Origin of the sequence: Devosia sp., from assembly GCF_048261455.1 — a bacterium.
Taxonomy (GTDB): domain Bacteria; phylum Pseudomonadota; class Alphaproteobacteria; order Rhizobiales; family Devosiaceae; genus Devosia_A.
The window spans coordinates 213,386-230,118 of sequence record NZ_JBLXGA010000005.1 but is presented as its reverse complement, the minus strand read 5'-3'; the positions used below and the strand labels follow the sequence as shown (position 1 = coordinate 230,118).

The window sequence follows — 16,733 nt, the reverse complement described above, 5'->3', positions numbered from 1 at the left end:
CTTTCGATCCTCGGCCGCAAGCCTTCCACATTCCGCGACACGAAGGCGCGGTTCACCAGCGTGCGTAGCCTGGTGTGATCCGGCGGCTCGAGATTGAGCAGCGAGAAGCGCTCGGTGAAATCGAAATCCGCAGTGTGCGCCTTGGGCCCGGGCAGCCCGATTTCCTCCCGCGTCGCGACATGCAGGATATCGCGGCCGAACCGCTTGTCGCGTAACAGGGCGTTCACTGATTTGAAGTCGGCAAAGCACCAGTGGCCATACTGCTCCCAGAAGAACCCGGGCGCCTTGGCATGAAGGGTTTCGTAGAAGCGATAGGGGTTTTGGAAGAACGCCGGATCATGTGGCTCGGCACTGGCACTACGGCTGGCGGGAACACCGGTAATCGGCTTGATCTGGAGAATGGCGGCCATGGTCAACTGGTCTGGTAATGATCGTGGCACATTAGGCACTGCACCACACCGCGCAATGGGTCTGCGGAGCGCCATGCGGCAAAAACCGCTTGCGGATGTCGTCTGTTCGGCTAGTGACAGGCGCCGATGCAATTGGAGAGACGAGCCGTGAGCGAACTGAGTGTGAATGAGGCGATCGACAGGATCTATGCCTCGCTGAAGGCCGACAATCAGGACCTCGACGAAAACATCGCTGTTCTGAAAGTCGCCATGGCGGATGAAGGCGTCAAGGAAGCCGTGTTCGAGCCCACCAAGCTGGCGCAGAACAATCGGCAGGGCCGCAAGCTCATGCAGGCCTATTTCCGCAAGAAGGGCGTATCGGTCAGCTTCTCCAACGCCTGAGCTAGGGTGTCGGCACGACGAGCGGCGCGGCCTCTCGCGTCATCCAGCCGTCGCCGGTCCATTCGCGGACGCTGATATCGATCGTATCCTGAGCCGGACCGAGTGTGATCAGGTTATAGGCGTTCGGCTCTCCCCTGAGGCGGGTCGAGATGGTCGATGAGGCCTGGGCGACAATAATCGGCGCACGGGCTGCCGCACGGCCGCCTGTCGGTGAACCGGTCCCGATCGTCCCGGCCGCCTCGTGATGGCGAACGTAGGACAGATGGAAATGGCCTGACAGCACCAGCCGGACACCCAGCCGCGCAAAGGTCTCGAGCGCCAGATCGGCGCGGTCCACGAGCCGCATCGGTTTTTCGGCCGGCGTTTCTGGCTGCAAGAGCGGATGGTGCGCGACGACGACCCGGAGCGCATCCGGGGACGCTGCCGCAAAGCGCGCCTCGAGTTGCGCCAGCTGTTTGCGGTTGATCGACCCATGCGCCCAATTCAGCCCCCACCGCACCGGTCGCGAGGTGTTGAGTCCTGCCAGCGCGACGCCCTGCATTTCGACAAAGGGTTCGATCTCGTCGGCGATATACTTCCGGTAGAGGCTATAGGGCGCCAGAAACCGCCGCAGCAGGTTGCGTGCGGGAACGTCGTGATTGCCCGGCACCGCCATCCACGGCACATGCAGCGATTTGAGGAAGCTTTGGGCCGCCGCGAACTCGCGCGCGCTGCCGACCTGCGCAAAATCGCCGCTGACCACGACGAGATCGGGGTCGACCGACCGCAACTCGTCGGCGAGCCCGGCAGCGAGCCTGTCGTCGTGACGGCCGAAATGCAGGTCGGAAAGATGAGCTATGCGCATAATCAGGCGTCCGTAGTCGCGTCGGTTGCAGGATCGTCGGGCGGTGGTGCTCCCGCGGCGGCCGGGGCGGCCATAACGGTCAGCGCGCGTGGCTGAATTTCGAAATGCAGCGGCGTATCCATCGTCTCGACCTCGCCGTCCAGCATGACCTTCAACTGGCGATGGCGCGAACGGATGGTGACGGATTGGGCCGTCTTGACGGTCAACGCCGCATCATCCTGCCAGCGTCCCAGGAACACACCCAGGCCGAGGCGCAGCGAACCCAGCACGGTGAGATGATCCAGCGTATAGAGGGTCAGAGCGCCTGCATCGAGTTGTGAGCGCGCGAAGAAATGGCCCAGTTGCTCGTCATATCGGTTGTTGGCGACGGCCAGGGCCTGCACCCGATCGATGTGCGGGCGCCCGTCGTCGCGCGTCAGCTCGATCGCAAAATGGCGCGCTCGCGCAATGCGCCGAAACGCATAACCCAAGAAAGCCAGTTGTGCGATGATGTCCTTGCGGCCACGCAGTTTTTCGCGGCCGGCAGCAATGGCGGGTACAAAGCCGATCGCGACCTTATGCAAGAACAGACGCCCGTTTACCCGACCGACATCGACCTGCCGTGGGACCAGCGTCGGCAGTTGTTCCAGCCAGGTTTCGGGGTCGAGGGCGAGCCCGAGATCGCGACCGAGCAGGTTTGCCGTGCCCAGCGGCAGGACAGCTAGCAGTTTGCCGCTGTCGACCGCCACCGCTGCTGCTGCCGTAGCGGTGCCGTCGCCGCCAGCCGCCAGTACCGTATCCGCATCGCTGGCCCGAGCGCGGTCCATCCGCTCGGCAAAGCTCGCATCTGAATCGGCATCAACGATGGCCTCGTACCCAGACTGCTCGAGCTGCCGCTTCAGATCGTCGGGGGAGCCGGCAAGTGTGCCCACACTGCCGGACTTGGCGTTGAGAAGCACGTATAGCTTCTTCATCCTGATATCGCTGTGCTGCAAACCCGCCCCCTGAACCGCTCAGTCACGAACGCCCCGGATGGGCGATAGTTTCGATATTTGTAGTCGCAATAGCCGATGAAGTGCGGCCTCCCCACCTGGGCAGCTTCCGTTTATGCATCAATTTGCGCCAAGCTCCACGTATTGCGGCGGGCGCCATGCACGCCTATGTGTCGCTTTACCCGGCGTTAAGCGCCAGTCACTGCATATCGGCCGTAAGCGCTGATTCTTACTTCAAGGGGCAATCTCGACATGAGAGATCCGGTCGACGTCTATATGAATACACTCGTGCCGATGGTGGTCGAGCAGACCAACCGCGGCGAGCGAGCCTTCGATATCTACTCGCGGCTTCTGAAGGAACGCATCGTGTTCGTCACGGGCGTGGTTGAGGACAATATGGCTTCGCTGATCGTGGCGCAGCTGCTGTTCCTCGAGTCCGAGAACCCGAAGAAGGAAATCAACTTCTACATTAACTCCCCGGGTGGTGTGGTGACGGCGGGTCTGTCGATCTACGACACCATGCAGTTTATTCGTCCGGCGGTTTCGACCCTGGTGATGGGGCAGGCGGCCTCGATGGGCTCACTGCTGCTCCAGGCCGGCGAAAAAGGCCTCCGTGGTTCGCTGCCGAACTCGCGAATCATGGTCCACCAGCCCTCAGGCGGGTTCCAGGGCCAGGTCACCGACATCATGATTCACGCCAAGGAGGTCGAAGGCCTCAAGCGCCGACTGAATCAGATTTATGAAAAGCATACGGGTCGGACCTATGAGGAAATCGAGAACGCCCTTGAGCGCGATCGCTTCCTGAGCCCCGAAGAAGCCAAGGAATTCGGGCTTATCGACCAGGTGTTCGAAAAGCGCGCTGCTCCCGAGGCTTCGTGACGAGTTTACACGTTAAGGTGAATCCATCGCGCTTCGCGACTGTGACACTTGTGTGATTGTGTGGGTCCCGGCTGATCGTTAAGGTCGGCCGGGCTTACATTTTGTTTAGGTATCCGGCGCTAGCCTTTGTTAACCAGCGCAGGAATGGGAGCCAGAACTCCCGGGAGTGACAGGATGTCCAAGGACACAACCACCGGCGAATCGTCCAAGAACACTCTTTACTGCTCGTTCTGCGGAAAGTCGCAGCACGAGGTGAGGAAGTTGATTGCGGGCCCAACCGTGTTCATCTGCGACGAATGCGTCGAGCTGTGCATGGACATCATCCGCGAGGAAAACAAATCCTCGACGCTGAAATCGTCTGAAGGCGTGCCGACCCCGGCCGAGATCTGCAAGATTCTCGACGACTACGTCATCGGCCAGTTCCGCGCCAAGCGGGTGCTGAGCGTGGCGGTGCACAACCACTACAAGCGCCTGCACCATGCGACCAAGAACCAGGACGTTGAACTGGCAAAGTCCAACATCCTGCTGATCGGCCCGACCGGTACCGGCAAGACGCTGCTGGCCCAGACGCTGGCGCGCATTCTCGATGTGCCCTTCACCATGGCCGACGCCACCACGCTCACCGAAGCCGGCTATGTCGGCGAGGACGTGGAAAACATCATTCTCAAGCTGTTGCAGTCTGCCGACTACAATGTCGAAAAGGCGCAGCGCGGCATCGTCTACATCGACGAGGTCGACAAGATTTCGCGCAAGTCCGACAACCCGTCGATCACCCGTGACGTTTCGGGCGAAGGCGTTCAGCAGGCGCTGCTGAAGATCATGGAAGGCACCGTCGCGTCCGTGCCGCCGCAGGGTGGGCGCAAGCATCCGCAGCAGGAATTCCTGCAGGTCGACACGACGAACATCCTGTTCATCGTCGGCGGCGCGTTTGCGGGTCTCGAAAAGATCATCTCGGCACGTGGCGAGGGCGCTGGTATCGGCTTTGCGGCCACCGTCAAGGACCCGCAGGATCGCCGGGTCGGCGATTTGCTGAAGGACGTGCAGCCTGAGGATCTTGTGAAATTCGGGTTGATCCCGGAATTCATCGGCCGTCTGCCGGTGTTGGCGACCCTCGAGGATCTCGATGAGGCGGCACTGATCCAGATTCTGACCGAGCCCAAGAACGCGCTGGTGCGCCAGTATCAGCGGCTGTTCTCGATGGAAGAGGTCGAGCTGACCTTCCACGAGGATGCGCTTTTGGCGATCGCCAAGCATGCCATCCAGCGCAAGACCGGCGCGCGTGGACTGCGCTCGATCATGGAAGGCATCCTGCTCGACACTATGTACGACCTGCCGTCGCTGGAAGGCGTCGAGGAAGTCGTCATCAGTGAGGAGGTGGTGAACGGCAAGGACGCGCGTCCGCTGTACATCTACGCCGAGCGCAAGCAGGAAGACGCCCCGGCCAGCGCCTGATGGTTCGGCGCTAGCCAAAAAGTTGACGAGGCCTCGCCTGAAATGGCGGGGCCTTTTTCTCGTGGTGGGCCGTTCCCGCTGCTGAGCAAGCGAGGCAAGACATGCGTATTGGCGTGGCACTGGGAAGCGGGGCAGCGCGCGGGCTGGCACACATCGCCTATATCGAGGCGCTTGATGAACTGGGCCTCAAACCGGCGGCCATAGCCGGAGCGTCTATCGGTGGTCTGATCGGTGCGGGCTGGGCCAATGGCATGACCGGCGCCGAACTGCGCGCCCACGCCTATGAGGTCTTGGGGTCGATTCAGCAGATTGCCAGCACGTTCTGGAGCCGCAATCCGCTGGATTTGCAAAAGCTCTTTGCCCGAGGCCTTTCCGTGCAGCCCCACGCAGTCGATGTTGCGCGGACCTTCCTTCCCGTCGATTTCCCGGACACCTTCGAGGCGCTGAAGATTCCGTTCAAAGTGGTGGCGACCGACTACCACGACTGGCGGGAGGTGGTCTTCGACTCGGGACCACTCGTGCCGGCCATTGCGGCGTCCATGGCCATTCCGAGCCTCTTCCGCCCGGCAGTGATCGACGGACGCTACTTCGTCGATGGTGGCGTCACCAACCCTCTGCCGGTGAACCGGCTGGAGGGGTTATGCGATATGGTCATCGGCATTGACGTCCAGCGCTATCCCGATCCTTCACAGCCGGTCGTCGAGCCCAGCATCTTCGATGCAGCCATCGGGGCGACGGAAATCATGTCCCAGCGTCTGGTAGACGCTGTTGTGCGCGACATGCGGCCCTATCTGCTGGTGCGCGCCGAGGTCGGTATTTTCGGCGCCCAGGAGTTCTGGCGCGTGCGTGAGATTGTCGAAAGCGCGGCCGCGGCGAAGGACGATTTCAAGCGCGCTGTTGAAGGCGCCATGGCGGTATGGCGCATGGAGCATCGGCTGTCGCACTGAGCCACTGCCTTTGTCGGAGAACACGGGCCGCAAGCGAGAGGGTCGGCAAGGTCGGCACTATCGCTTCATCGGCCGTCCGTCTTGTGCCTGCGGGGCGCCGGGGAGTAGGCTCCGCCGCACAAAGCGGAGGCTGACCCATGAAATTCGACAGCATTATCGGCACGATCGGCAACACGCCGGTGGTCAGGATCAACAAGCTGGCGCCGAAAAACGTCACGCTGTACGTGAAGATGGAGTCCTTTAATCCGCTCAGCTCGGTGAAGGACCGGCTGGCCCTCGGGGTCATTGAGGCTGCCGAAAAGGCCGGCGCCCTCAAGCCTGGCCAGACAGTTGTCGAAGCCACCAGCGGCAACACCGGCATCGGGCTTGCCATGGTCTGCGCCGAGCGCGGCTATCCGTTGGTCATTGTCATGTCCGAGAGTTTTTCCGTCGAGCGGCGGAAGCTCATGCGTTTTCTCGGCGCCAAGGTCATCCTGACCCCGGCAGCGGAGCGCGCCAACGGCATGGTGCGCAAGGCGGAAGAGCTGGCTGCGCAGAACGGCTGGTTCCAGACCCGGCAGTTCGAGAACGATGCGAACCCCGAGGTGCACTCACGCACGACAGCCCAGGAAATCCTCAAGGATTTCGACGGTGAGCGTCTCGACTATTTCGTGACCGGCTTCGGCACCGGCGGCACACTGACTGGTGTTGCTCGTGTTCTGCGCAAAGAGCGGCCGGAGACCAAGATCATTGTCACCGAGCCCGATGGGGCACCCATGCTGTCGAGCGGCAAGCCGCAGGCACGTCGCGACGATGGCTCTGCCGCCGACAGCCATCCGGCATGGAAGCCGCATCCCTACCAGGGCTGGAGCCCTGACTTCATTCCCCGTGTGACCGGCCTCGCCATGGATGAGAACCTGATCGACGAGATCATCACTGTCGCCGGTCCCGAAGGCATGAAATGCTCCATGGATCTCGCCCAGAAGGAGGGCATCTTTGTCGGAATTTCATCCGGTGGGACTTTTGCTGCGGCGTTGAAGGTCGCCGAAAATGCACCGGACGGCGCGACGATCCTGTGTATGCTGCCCGATACCGGCGAACGCTACCTCTCGACGCCGCTGTTTGCCGACGTGCCGGCGGACATGACCGAGGAAGAGCGCCAGATCTCGCTCTCCACCCCCGGCCAGCATATGCCCGAAGCCGCGGCGTGACACTCAGGCGCCGGCCGCAGGGGGCGGCGCCACGATCCCCCGCCGAAAGATGCGGCCGTCCATGCAGACGAGGCCGAGGAAGATGATGACGATGCCGACGAGGTGGACGAGCTCGAAGCGCTCGCCCAGCAGCACGACGCCCAGCGTGATGGCCGCGATCGGCGCGAGATAGGTGTTGAGCGAGAGGTTGGTCGCCCCGACCCGCGGCAGCAGCCAATAGAGCAGCAGGAAGGCGAAGCCGGTCGAAAAGACGCCGATGCCGAACAGGGCGCTCCAGGTCTCGACGCGGGTGATGACGGGCAGTCCCGCGACCGCCAGCGCCACGGGCGCCGAGGCGAGGGCCGCGCCGGTCAGCGAGGATGCGGCGACGGCGAAAGGATCGACCGCCTTGAAGCGACGCGCGTAGTTGAGCGTGATGGCGTAAAAGATGGTGGCGGCGAAAGCCGCGAGCATACCGAGCACCTGACCCGAGGCGCCAGCACCGAGGGCGGGCAGCGACAGGACGATGGCCCCCGCGAATCCCACGACAACACCCAGCCACTTGTTCCAGGTGGCCTTCTCACCGCCAGGCCAGAGCTGGGACACGAGCACGGTGGTCATCGGCGTCATGGCGTTGATAACACCGACCAGGCCGCTGGCGACCGTCTGCTCGGCGAAGGGGAAGAGCGCGAAGGGAATGGCGTAGTTGATGAGCCCGAGGACCAGAAGCTGGGCATAGGTCGCGAGATCACGTGGCACCTGGCGCCCGGTCGCGAGGATGGCGAGCCAGCAGATGACCGCGCCGACGGAAACTCGGAGGGTGGAGACCCACAGCGGGCTCAGTTCGCGAATCAGGATCGCGTTGAACAGGAACGAACAGCCCCATATCGAGCCGAGCAGGCCGATCAGCAGCCAATAGCGAATGCGCATTGCGTTGGGTCTCCAAAAAAGCCTGGCGACCCTAGGCGCGCCCCGCTATGCGGTCGAACCGATTTTGACGATGGAGGCTATCAGTTTCGGTGATGGTGCGGGGAGGCAGGTCTTTGTTCTGCCTCCCGGCGTCACGGACGCGTTTCTGCCAGAAACTCCAGCACTGCGGCGTTGAAGACGTCCGGGCGCTGCAGTGGGGCAAAGTGGGTGACGCCTTGGAGCAGGCGGAAGCGGGCGCCGGGCATGGCTTCGGCCAGATATTCGGCGTGGGTGCGGGTGATGAATTCGTCGCCATCGCCGATCACCGACCAGACGGGGACGTTGACGGTCGCGAGGTCGGCGGCGGTGAGGTTGGGCTGGGTGGACTGCATCTGGCCGACGTCCTCGAACAGGGTGTCGAACTGGTCCGGAGTTGCCGAGAGGGCGGCATAGTCGCGCTTGTGGGCACCGAGCATGCGGCCGATTACCGGAGTGAATTCGAACGGGCGGGTGCCGGTCTCGTCGACATTGCAGGCGAAAAAGAACAACCCGGCGACTCGCTCGGTATTCGCCATGGCGGCAAGGAGACCGGTGACGGCGCCGTCGCTCCAACCGACAATGGCGGCGCGGTCTATGTCGAGATGGTCGAGGACGGCAAGGGCGTCGGCGGCGAGCTGGCGATAGCTGAAGGGTCGGGCGTCCCGCGTCGAGCGGCCGTGGCCGCGGGTATCGATGGTGACCACCCGGTAGCCGGCGGCGGTGAGGGCCGGGACCTGATAGGCGAAATTGCCGGAATGACCGTGGCCGCCATGGAGCAGCAGCACGGCGGGGCCGGCACCGAAGCGAGCGCACCAGATGGATGCGCCGTCGACGGGGACCTGCAGGGTTTCGTCGGGGACGGGCAGGGAGGGTGCCGCCGCCTCCAGCGCCGTCAGGTCGTCGTCTCGCCAGGCCATCTGACCTCTCCGCGCGCGAACTTTGCCAGCGCCTCGGCGTAGAGCTTGTGCTCCTCGACGAGGACGCGGGCCGCGAGGCTCTCCGCCGTGTCGCCCGGCAGTACCGGGACCTTGGCCTGCTGGATGACCGGACCCTCGTCCATGCCGGCGGTCACGAAGTGCACCGTGCAACCATGCTCGCTGTCGCCGGCCGCGAGCGCCGCGGCATGGGTGTGGAGGCCCTTGTGCCGGGGTAGCAGGGATGGATGGATGTTGAGCATCCGCCCCTCCCACTTGCGGGTGAATTCGGGGGTCAGCAGGCGCATGAAGCCGGCAAGACAGATGATGTCAGGGCGCCAGAGCTTCAGCACATCGGAGATCGCCAGCTCGAAGCCGGTGCGGCTGGGGTAGTCGAGATGCCAGCGCCAGGCGGTTGCGATGCCCTCGGCCTTGGCCGTGGCGAGGCCGCCCGCATCGGGCTTGTTGGCGAAAACGCCAACGATTTTGGCCGGATAGTCCGGTGCCTTCGCTGCATCGATGAGCGAGGACATGTTGGAGCCGCGTCCGGAAATGAAGATGGCAACGCGCTTCTTGTCAGTCACGTGGGGCCTCAAGGGGCGGGTCGAACAGGGAATGCTCCTCCGCCGTGGGGGTTTCGATGATCCGGGCCCATTCGTCGATCTGGGCGCGGGAAATGGGTGGCTGCTCACGGTCGCGAGCAGAGATGCGGGCATACAGCTCGTCCGGTGGGGCGCTGCACCAGACCAGTTCGACGCGGGCGGCCTGGTCTCGGGCAGCGCGCCGAAGGCGGTCGCGCTCCTCCCGCGCCCATGTGCCCCACTCAATGATGGCAACGCCACCGAGCCGGATCAAGTCCACCGCCAGATCGAACTGCAGCGCCTCGATGCGGGCGCGGGCATCGCTGTCCCACATGTCGATGCCGAGCCGCTCCATCCGGTCGTCCGGCGACAGACGCGTGCCGCCCGTCGATGCTGCCAGTTCCAGGGCCCGCGTGGTTTTCCCCGAGCCCGGCAGGCCGCCGATGACGATCAGCCGTCCGGAGGGCTGGGTCACTAAAGAGCCAGAGCGCCTTCGAAGGTGACCGCGTCGCCGTCGCGCGGCACGAGTCGGCCGACCACGGTGGCGTTTTCGCCCTGCTCGTTGAGAGTAGCCACCACGGTCTCGACCTCCTCGGCCGGCACGACGACAAGCATGCCGACGCCGCAGTTGAAGGTGCGCAGCATTTCCGTCGCGTCGATTCCGCCGACGCGCGCCAGCCAGCCAAAAACTGGCGGTACCGAGATTTTGTCGAGCTCGACATGCGCCGAAAGCGTTTCGGGCAGCACCCGCGGGATGTTGTCGATGAAGCCGCCACCGGTGATATGGGCCAACGCCTTGATGCTCTTGCCGGCCCGCAGCGCGGCGAGCAGCGGGCGCACATAGATGCGCGTAGGAGTCAGCAGCGCGTCGGCGAGGCTGACGGTCTCGTCGAAGGGCGCCGGCAGGTACCAGTCGATCCCCGAAACTTCGACGATTCGGCGCACCAGCGAGTAGCCATTGGAATGGACGCCCGAAGATGCAAGGGCGACAAGCACGTCTCCGGCGGCGATATCGGCGCGCGGCAGCAGGGCGTCGCGCTCGGCGGCGCCGACGGCAAAGCCTGCGAGATCATAATCCTTGCCGTGATACATCCCCGGCATTTCGGCAGTCTCGCCGCCGATAAGCGCGCAGCCGGCAATACGGCAGCCTTCGGCAATTCCCTCGACGATTGCCGTCGCGGCGGCGACATCGAGTTTGCCTGTAGCGAGGTAGTCGAGAAAGAACAGCGGCTCAGCGCCTTGGACGATCAGATCGTTGACGCACATGGCGACAAGGTCCTGACCGATTGTGCTGTTGTTGCCGGTCTCGATGGCAATGCGCAGCTTCGTGCCGACGCCATCATTGGCGGCGACCAGCACCGGATCCTTGAATCCGGCAGCCTTGAGATCGAAAAGACCGCCGAATCCGCCTATTTCGCCATCCGCACCGGGACGACGGGTAGACCGGACAGCCGGTTTGATGGCATCCACAAGAGCATTGCCGGCGTCGATGTCAACGCCGGCCTGCTTGTAAGAGAGCCCGTTTGATGGCAGTTTTTGCGCGTCGGACATGGGCCCTATGCTATGCGGGAGCGGCACGATACTTAACGCGCTGATAGCCCCTCAACCACGCGCACGCAAGAGATGGCCCCGACTATGACCCTACGGAATCAGGTGCTGATATGGATTGGCCTCTTCCTGGCCACCATTCTTCTCATTTGGGTGTTCCGCTCAATTCTGCTGCCCTTCGTGGTCGGGCTGGCAATCGCCTATCTGTTGAACCCCATCGTCAACCTGCTGCAGCGGCTGCATATCGCGCGGGCCTGGGGCGCCCTGATCGTTCTGGGCATCGTCATAGCGATAATCGCCGGTCTGGTGCTGGCCCTGGTGCCGCTCGTGGCTCAGCAGGTGGCGAGCCTGGTCTCGCTGCTGCCCGGCTACATAACCGATGTGCAGCGACTGCTGCAGGAATGGGCGCCGCAACTTACTGAATGGCTCGGCCCGCAGCGGACCGCGCAACTCGAGAGCAGCCTGACCGAGCTTATCGGTCGGGGTGTCGAGATTGTCGGCGGACTCACCGCAACGCTGGCGGCGAGCGGACTGACGGTGCTGAACACCATTGCCGTGCTCTTCATCACGCCGGTGATGGCGTTCTATCTGCTGGTCGACTGGGAGCGGATGACGGAGAAAGCCCGCGATCTGATGCCGCGCCAGCACCAGGATGAGATCCTCGGTGTGCTCAAGCAGATCGATCAGGCCATGGCCGGAGTGATCCGCGGGCAGGGCAGCGTGATTCTGGTACTCTGCATTTTCTATTCCACGGCGCTGACCGTGGCGGGACTGAACTTCGGTCTCTCGATTGGGCTGATCGGCGGCCTGCTGAGCTTCATTCCCTTTGTCGGGTTCATTGTCGGCTTCGTGCTGTCGATGACCATTGCAATCGTGCAGTTCTGGCCCGATCAGTGGATTATGGTTCTGGTCATCCTGACGATCTACATGGTCGGCCAGTTTCTCGAGGGCAACGTGCTCTATCCAAAGCTCGTTGGCCAGAGTATCAACATCAATCCGGTGTGGCTGATGTTCGCGCTGTTCGCCTTCGGTCTGTTGTTTGGGTTTGTTGGCTTGTTGCTGGCGGTGCCGCTCGCAGCGATTTCCGGCGTTCTGACACGATATGCGCTGACCAAATACCGCAATTCCTCGCTATATCTGGGCCTTGATGCCAACGGCGCGCCGGCCACACAACTCGTCGGCCCTGTTGCGCCACCACCGAGTGAGCCGACCCCCAAGCCGTCGCGCGGTAAGGCACGCCGCACGGCCAAATGATGTCGGCGACCGAGCGCCCGTTGCGCCGTGGCCAAATGGCGCTCGACCTCGGCTACGAGCCGTCGCATGCCGAAGACGACTTTATTGTCGGCGAAGGCAATGAGCTCGCCTACGGTCACGTGATCGCTTTCCCTGACTGGTCAGGGCCGATGACCCTTTTGCAAGGGCCGGCCAAGTCGGGGAAGTCGCATCTGGCCCGTATCTGGTCCGAGCGGGCAGGGGCTGTCTATGCCGGGCCCGACACAGCAGAGGAACTCTCGCGCGTCGGCGGCAGCACCCCCCTGGTGATCGAGGATGCCGATCGCGCCGGGTATGAAGAGCCGGCGCTGTTCCACCTGCTCAACCAATCGATGCGCGACCGTCGTCCCCTGTTACTGACGGCCCGCGATGCTGTGGCTGAATGGCCCTTTCAGACGGCCGACCTGAAGTCACGGGCACGCCTCGCGGCGCAATTTCACCTGCAGCTGAGCGACGACATCCAGCTGTCGCAAATGCTGGTGAAACTGTTCGCCGACCGGCAGTTGGCGGTCGATCCCAAGGTGATTGCCTATCTCGTTGCACGGATGGAGCGATCGCCGCACGAGGCTGTTATACTAGCGGACATGCTGGATCGACTGGCGCTGGAACGCGGCACTGCAGTGACCCGCGCTCTGGCCGCAAAAGTGCTGGCGGAACGGGATGGTCGAAACGACCGCTCGCAGCTTGCATTGGACCTGGAAGGCGACGACGATGAATGAAATGGCTGAGATCTCCGAAGAGATTGGCACCGGACCCGACGTGTCCGAGCTCCGGCGCAGTCCGGCGCGTTTCGTCAATCGAGAGGTCAGCTGGCTGCAGTTCAACATGCGGGTTCTGGAGGAGGCGGGAAACGTCAATCATCCGATGCTCGAGCGACTGCGTTTCCTTTCGATCTCGGCCAACAACCTCGACGAGTTCTTCATGGTTCGCGTCGCTGGCCTGAAAGGGCAGCAACGCGCCGGCATGACCAAGCTCAGCGCCGACGGGTTGACCCCGGTGGAGCAGCTTGAAGAGATTGCCACGCTTGCCCAGCACCTGCATCTCGAACAGCAGGACCACTGGCGCAAGTTGCGCGACGAACTCGAAGAGGCCGATGTCGTCATCCACGAAGTCAACGATCTGAGCGCCGAGCAGATCACCTGGCTGCAGCGCCTGTTCCGCGACGAGATTTTCCCGGTTTTGACCCCGATTGCGGTCGACCCCGCTCATCCGTTCCCGTTCATTCCCAATCTCGGCTTTACGCTCGCTTTCGAACTGACGCGTGCCGGGACCACGCAGGCGTTGACCGCGCTGGTGCGCGTGCCGTCGAACCTGGAACGCTTCGTGACGCTTCCGGGCAGCCTGTCGTCGGATGACCGCGTCGAGGTCGTTACGATCGACACGCTCATCAATCTGTTCATCTCCAAGATGTTTCCCGGCTACGAGATTTCGGGCTCGGGGGCTTTCCGCATCATTCGAGACAGCGAAATTGAAATCGATGATGAGGCTGCGGATCTTGTCGTCGAGTTCGAGTCCGCCCTGCGGCAGCGCCGTCGCGGGCTCGTCATTCGCCTCGAGATCGAAAAGAAGATGCCGCGCGCCTTGCGGCGGCACATCTGTGACCGGCTCGGTTTTGCCGATAGCGAGGTCTTTGAAGTCGAAGGCTTTCTCGGTCTCGCTGACGCGTCGAAGATCTGCGACATCTCCCGGCCGGACCTGAAATTCCCGCCTTATCTGCCGCGCTACCCCGAGCGCATCCGCGATTTCAGCGGCGATATCTTTGCCGCCATCAAAGCCAAGGACCTGCTGGTCCACCACCCGTTCGAGAGCTTCGATGTGGTGGCGCAGTTCCTGATGCAGGCGGCGCGTGATCCTGATGTTGTCGCCATCAAGCAAACGCTTTACCGCACCTCCCAGGACAGTCCGATCGTCAAGGCGCTGATCCAGGCAGCCGAAGCCGGCAAGTCGGTGACCGCACTGGTGGAATTGAAGGCGCGGTTCGACGAGGAGGCCAACATCCGCTGGGCGCGCGACCTTGAACGGGCCGGCGCACAGGTGGTGTTCGGGTTCATCGAGCTGAAGACCCACGCCAAGATGAGCCAGGTCGTGCGGCGCGAGGGCGGCAAGCTGGTGAGCTACTGCCATCTAGGGACCGGCAACTATCATCCGATCACGGCCAAGATTTATACCGATCTCAGCTATTTCACGACCGAGCCGGCGATCACCCGCGACGTGGCGCGCGTCTTCAACTTCATCACTGGCTATGCCCGACCCGCAGAGATGGAGGAGATCGCCTTCTCGCCGGTGACGCTCCGCGATACGCTGCTCAAGCATATTGAGCGCGAAGTGGAGTTTGCGGAACGTGGTGAGCCCGCCAGCATTTGGCTGAAAATGAATGCGTTGGTCGATCCCGACATCATCGATGCACTCTACGATGCCAGCCAAAAGGGCGTGAAGATTGAACTCATCGTACGCGGCATTTGCTGCTTGCGCCCCGGCATTCCCGGGTTTTCTGACAATATTCGCGTGCGCTCGATCGTCGGTCGCTTCCTGGAGCATAGCCGCATCTTCTGCTTCGGTCAGGGCGAGCCGATGCCGTCGCGCCGCGCCAAGGTCTTGATGAGCTCGGCGGACCTGATGCAGCGTAATCTGGATTGGCGTGTTGAAGTCATGGTTCCGATCCTCAACAAGACGGTGCATAAGCAGATACTGGACCGGATGATGGTCGCCTATCTCAAGGACAACCAGCAGGTGTGGGAGGTCCTTCCCGATGGAAGTTCGGATCGCGTGCGACTGAAGGAGGGCGAAGTACCTTACAGCGCGCACAACTATTTCATGACCAACGCCAGCCTAAGTGGTCGAGGCACCGCGCTACGGCGCGACAGCGACGAGAGTGACGAGTGAACCAGTACTGGGGCGTTGACGCCGATCCGACCGCGCAGGGCCGCATCAAGGGCGGCAAACCCGTCGCTGTGCTCGATATTGGCTCCAACTCCGTGCGTCTTGTGGTCTACGAGCGGCTGTCACGGGCGCTGACCACGCTATACAACGAAAAAACCGCCTGCGCCTTGGGGCGCGGCGTTGCGGCGACTGGGCAGATTGCGCCGGAAAACGCTCAGCGCGCCCTCACAGCAATCAAGCGTTTCGCGCTTGTTTCCAAACTGATGAAGGTCGGCCAGACCCACATTCTGGCAACCTCTGCTGTCCGTGAGGCCGAGAACTCAGCCGAGTTCGTTGCGGCCGTCCAACGCACCATGGGGACCGAAGTCACGGTGCTCAGCGGTGCCGAAGAGGCGCATTTCGCTGCGCTGGGTGTGATCTCGGGCATGCCTGGATTTGTCGGCACCGTCGGCGATCTCGGTGGCGGCAGTCTGGAACTGTCTGGCGTCGACGCAGGCGACGACTCCACCGGTGAGACCCATGGCCTGGGCGTCATTCGCATGCAGGACGACAGCAATGGGTCGGCCAGCAAGGCACAAAGCCTCGCCAAGCAGCGGCTGAAGAAGTCGGAACTTCTGACCGGGCAGGGCGGCGATTTCTGCGCGATCGGCGGCACCTGGCGGTCACTCGCCAAGGTGCACCAGCAGCTGCGTGGCTATCCCTTGCACATGGTGCAGAACTACGCGGTCAAGGCCAGCGATCTGCTGAAACTGTGCGAGGAAATCGTCGACGCCGACTCGGCGAAGAACTACCCCGGCTCCGAGTTTGCCAGCTCCGGTCGGCGCGAGTTGGTGCCTTTCGGCGCGGCGGTCATGATCGAAGTGCTGAAGGCTGGCAAGTTCGACAAGGTGCTGTTTTCGGCGCTGGGCGTGCGCGAAGGCTATTTGCACGGTCTGCTCGATGCGGATGAAAAATCCAAGGACCCGCTGCTGCAGATGGCCGAAGACATGAGCATCCTGCGCTCGCGCTCGCCGGCGCATTCAGACGATCTTATTGCGTTCACCGCTGGGCTGTTCGAGGCCCTAGAGATCGAAGAGACCGCGGAAGACACGCGCCTGCGTCAGGCCGTCTGTTTTCTCGCTGACATCGGCTGGCGCGGCCATCCGGACTATCGCGGCGAACAGGCCGTGGACATGGTGGCTTATGGCGCAGCCACTGGCGTCGATCATCCAGGGCGAGCGTTCCTCGCCGAGGTGCTCGCCGTGCGCTACATGGGGCTGAAGAAGGCGCCCGACAATGCCGTGCTGTCGCTGGCGGCTGAACTCAGCCCCCGGGCACGCCTGATCGGCGCAGGATTTCGTGTCGCCTATCCGATGTCGGCTGCCATGCCGGGCGTCCTGCCGCGCACGCATTTCTCAATGGAAAAATCAGTCTTGCGCCTGCACCTGCCACCCGATCTCGCCTTTCTCGATGGTGAGCATCTGCGCGGGCGGCTGGATCAACTGGCTGGGGTGGCGCCCGGTGTCAAAGGCACCGAAGTGGTCGTCGAGGGCTAGGC

General features: G+C 62.8%; 16 protein-coding genes and 1 pseudogene. 9 read left to right on the top strand and 8 right to left on the bottom strand.

Annotated elements, in window-relative coordinates; all coding sequences use genetic code 11:
* Positions 1-410 (bottom strand): annotated as a pseudogene (locus tag ACN0TK_RS08100) (cytochrome P450); the annotation flags it as partial.
* 147 nt (positions 411-557) lie between these two features.
* On the opposite strand from ACN0TK_RS08100, the gene ACN0TK_RS08095 reads away from it, so the two are divergent.
* Positions 558-791 carry a hypothetical protein gene (locus ACN0TK_RS08095; RefSeq protein ID WP_417308962.1) on the top strand — a complete coding sequence of 78 codons (234 nt, stop codon included), beginning with the start codon at positions 558-560 and terminating at the stop codon, positions 789-791.
* 1 nt (position 792) lies between these two features.
* Here ACN0TK_RS08095 and ACN0TK_RS08090 read toward each other — a convergent pair whose 3' ends face one another.
* Together ACN0TK_RS08090 and ACN0TK_RS08085 are read right to left on the bottom strand one after the other, a co-directional pair.
* Positions 793-1,635: a metallophosphoesterase family protein gene (locus ACN0TK_RS08090; RefSeq protein ID WP_417308961.1), complete on the bottom strand. Its 843-nt coding sequence runs from the start codon at positions 1,633-1,635 to the stop codon at positions 793-795.
* Positions 1,636-1,637: 2 nt separating this feature from the next.
* Complete coding sequence (locus ACN0TK_RS08085; protein ID WP_417308960.1) at positions 1,638-2,609, bottom strand: diacylglycerol/lipid kinase family protein; 972 nt, start codon at positions 2,607-2,609, stop codon at positions 1,638-1,640.
* Between the two features lie 249 nt (positions 2,610-2,858).
* Here ACN0TK_RS08085 and ACN0TK_RS08080 point away from each other — a divergent pair, with 249 nt between their 5' ends.
* From ACN0TK_RS08080 to cysK, 4 genes are all read left to right on the top strand, one after another.
* Positions 2,859-3,485: an ATP-dependent Clp protease proteolytic subunit gene (locus tag ACN0TK_RS08080; RefSeq protein ID WP_417308959.1), complete on the top strand. Its 627-nt coding sequence runs from the start codon at positions 2,859-2,861 to the stop codon at positions 3,483-3,485.
* 174 nt (positions 3,486-3,659) lie between these two features.
* The gene (gene clpX, locus ACN0TK_RS08075) at positions 3,660-4,937 is read left to right on the top strand and encodes an ATP-dependent Clp protease ATP-binding subunit ClpX (RefSeq protein ID WP_417308958.1); all 1,278 of its coding nucleotides are present in this window, start codon (positions 3,660-3,662) and stop codon (positions 4,935-4,937) included.
* Positions 4,938-5,038: 101 nt separating this feature from the next.
* Entirely contained in the window at positions 5,039-5,884 is an 846-nt protein-coding gene (locus ACN0TK_RS08070; protein ID WP_417308957.1) for a patatin-like phospholipase family protein, read from the top strand.
* A 137-nt stretch (positions 5,885-6,021) separates the two neighbouring features.
* The gene (cysK, locus tag ACN0TK_RS08065; protein WP_417308956.1) at positions 6,022-7,074 is read left to right on the top strand and encodes a cysteine synthase A; all 1,053 of its coding nucleotides are present in this window, start codon (positions 6,022-6,024) and stop codon (positions 7,072-7,074) included.
* A gap of 3 nt (positions 7,075-7,077) precedes the next feature.
* Here the strand turns inward: cysK and ACN0TK_RS08060 are convergent, their stop codons facing one another.
* The 5 genes from ACN0TK_RS08060 to purM all read right to left on the bottom strand — a co-directional run bounded on the left by ACN0TK_RS08060 (position 7,078) and on the right by purM (position 11,047).
* On the bottom strand, positions 7,078-7,983 hold the full coding sequence (locus tag ACN0TK_RS08060; RefSeq protein ID WP_417308955.1) for a DMT family transporter: 906 nt from the start codon (positions 7,981-7,983) through the stop codon (positions 7,078-7,080).
* A 131-nt stretch (positions 7,984-8,114) separates the two neighbouring features.
* Positions 8,115-8,918, bottom strand: a complete 804-nt coding sequence (locus ACN0TK_RS08055) for an alpha/beta fold hydrolase (RefSeq protein WP_417308954.1) — start codon at positions 8,916-8,918, stop codon at positions 8,115-8,117.
* Positions 8,894-9,448 carry a phosphoribosylglycinamide formyltransferase gene (purN, locus tag ACN0TK_RS08050; RefSeq protein ID WP_417308967.1) on the bottom strand — a complete coding sequence of 185 codons (555 nt, stop codon included), beginning with the start codon at positions 9,446-9,448 and terminating at the stop codon, positions 8,894-8,896. Before purN ends, ACN0TK_RS08055 begins: the two co-directional genes overlap by 25 nt.
* A gap of 43 nt (positions 9,449-9,491) precedes the next feature.
* Positions 9,492-9,971 carry an AAA family ATPase gene (locus ACN0TK_RS08045; protein WP_417308953.1) on the bottom strand — a complete coding sequence of 160 codons (480 nt, stop codon included), beginning with the start codon at positions 9,969-9,971 and terminating at the stop codon, positions 9,492-9,494.
* Positions 9,971-11,047, bottom strand: a complete 1,077-nt coding sequence (purM, locus tag ACN0TK_RS08040) for a phosphoribosylformylglycinamidine cyclo-ligase (protein WP_417308952.1) — start codon at positions 11,045-11,047, stop codon at positions 9,971-9,973. Before purM ends, ACN0TK_RS08045 begins: the two co-directional genes overlap by 1 nt.
* Before the next feature lie 84 nt (positions 11,048-11,131).
* Between purM and ACN0TK_RS08035 the strand changes: the two genes are divergently transcribed.
* The 4 genes from ACN0TK_RS08035 to ACN0TK_RS08020 are packed head-to-tail and all read left to right on the top strand — an operon-like array spanning position 11,132 to position 16,731.
* Entirely contained in the window at positions 11,132-12,298 is a 1,167-nt protein-coding gene (locus tag ACN0TK_RS08035) for an AI-2E family transporter (protein ID WP_417308951.1), read from the top strand.
* On the top strand, positions 12,295-13,035 hold the full coding sequence (locus ACN0TK_RS08030; protein WP_417308950.1) for a hypothetical protein: 741 nt from the start codon (positions 12,295-12,297) through the stop codon (positions 13,033-13,035). The genes ACN0TK_RS08035 and ACN0TK_RS08030 overlap by 4 nt, the downstream gene beginning before the upstream one ends.
* Entirely contained in the window at positions 13,028-15,199 is a 2,172-nt protein-coding gene (locus ACN0TK_RS08025; RefSeq protein WP_417308949.1) for an RNA degradosome polyphosphate kinase, read from the top strand. Before ACN0TK_RS08030 ends, ACN0TK_RS08025 begins: the two co-directional genes overlap by 8 nt.
* The gene (locus tag ACN0TK_RS08020; protein WP_417308948.1) at positions 15,196-16,731 is read left to right on the top strand and encodes an exopolyphosphatase; all 1,536 of its coding nucleotides are present in this window, start codon (positions 15,196-15,198) and stop codon (positions 16,729-16,731) included. The genes ACN0TK_RS08025 and ACN0TK_RS08020 overlap by 4 nt, the downstream gene beginning before the upstream one ends.
* Positions 16,732-16,733: the final 2 nt, after the last annotated feature.

Excerpts from the sequence above, each read along its gene's own strand:
- ACN0TK_RS08090 (WP_417308961.1), bottom strand. The coding sequence starts at position 1,635 with ATGCGCATAGCTCATCTTTCCGACCTGCATTTCGGCCGTCACGACGAC.
- ACN0TK_RS08080 (WP_417308959.1), top strand. The coding sequence starts at position 2,859 with ATGAGAGATCCGGTCGACGTCTATATGAATACACTCGTGCCGATGGTG.
- clpX (WP_417308958.1), top strand. The coding sequence starts at position 3,660 with ATGTCCAAGGACACAACCACCGGCGAATCGTCCAAGAACACTCTTTAC.
- ACN0TK_RS08070 (WP_417308957.1), top strand. The coding sequence starts at position 5,039 with ATGCGTATTGGCGTGGCACTGGGAAGCGGGGCAGCGCGCGGGCTGGCA.
- cysK (WP_417308956.1), top strand. The coding sequence starts at position 6,022 with ATGAAATTCGACAGCATTATCGGCACGATCGGCAACACGCCGGTGGTC.
- ACN0TK_RS08060 (WP_417308955.1), bottom strand. The coding sequence starts at position 7,983 with ATGCGCATTCGCTATTGGCTGCTGATCGGCCTGCTCGGCTCGATATGG.
- ACN0TK_RS08055 (WP_417308954.1), bottom strand. The coding sequence starts at position 8,918 with ATGGCCTGGCGAGACGACGACCTGACGGCGCTGGAGGCGGCGGCACCC.
- purN (WP_417308967.1), bottom strand. The coding sequence starts at position 9,448 with ATGTCCTCGCTCATCGATGCAGCGAAGGCACCGGACTATCCGGCCAAA.
- purM (WP_417308952.1), bottom strand. The coding sequence starts at position 11,047 with ATGTCCGACGCGCAAAAACTGCCATCAAACGGGCTCTCTTACAAGCAG.
- ACN0TK_RS08035 (WP_417308951.1), top strand. The coding sequence starts at position 11,132 with ATGACCCTACGGAATCAGGTGCTGATATGGATTGGCCTCTTCCTGGCC.
- ACN0TK_RS08030 (WP_417308950.1), top strand. The coding sequence starts at position 12,295 with ATGATGTCGGCGACCGAGCGCCCGTTGCGCCGTGGCCAAATGGCGCTC.
- ACN0TK_RS08025 (WP_417308949.1), top strand. The coding sequence starts at position 13,028 with ATGAATGAAATGGCTGAGATCTCCGAAGAGATTGGCACCGGACCCGAC.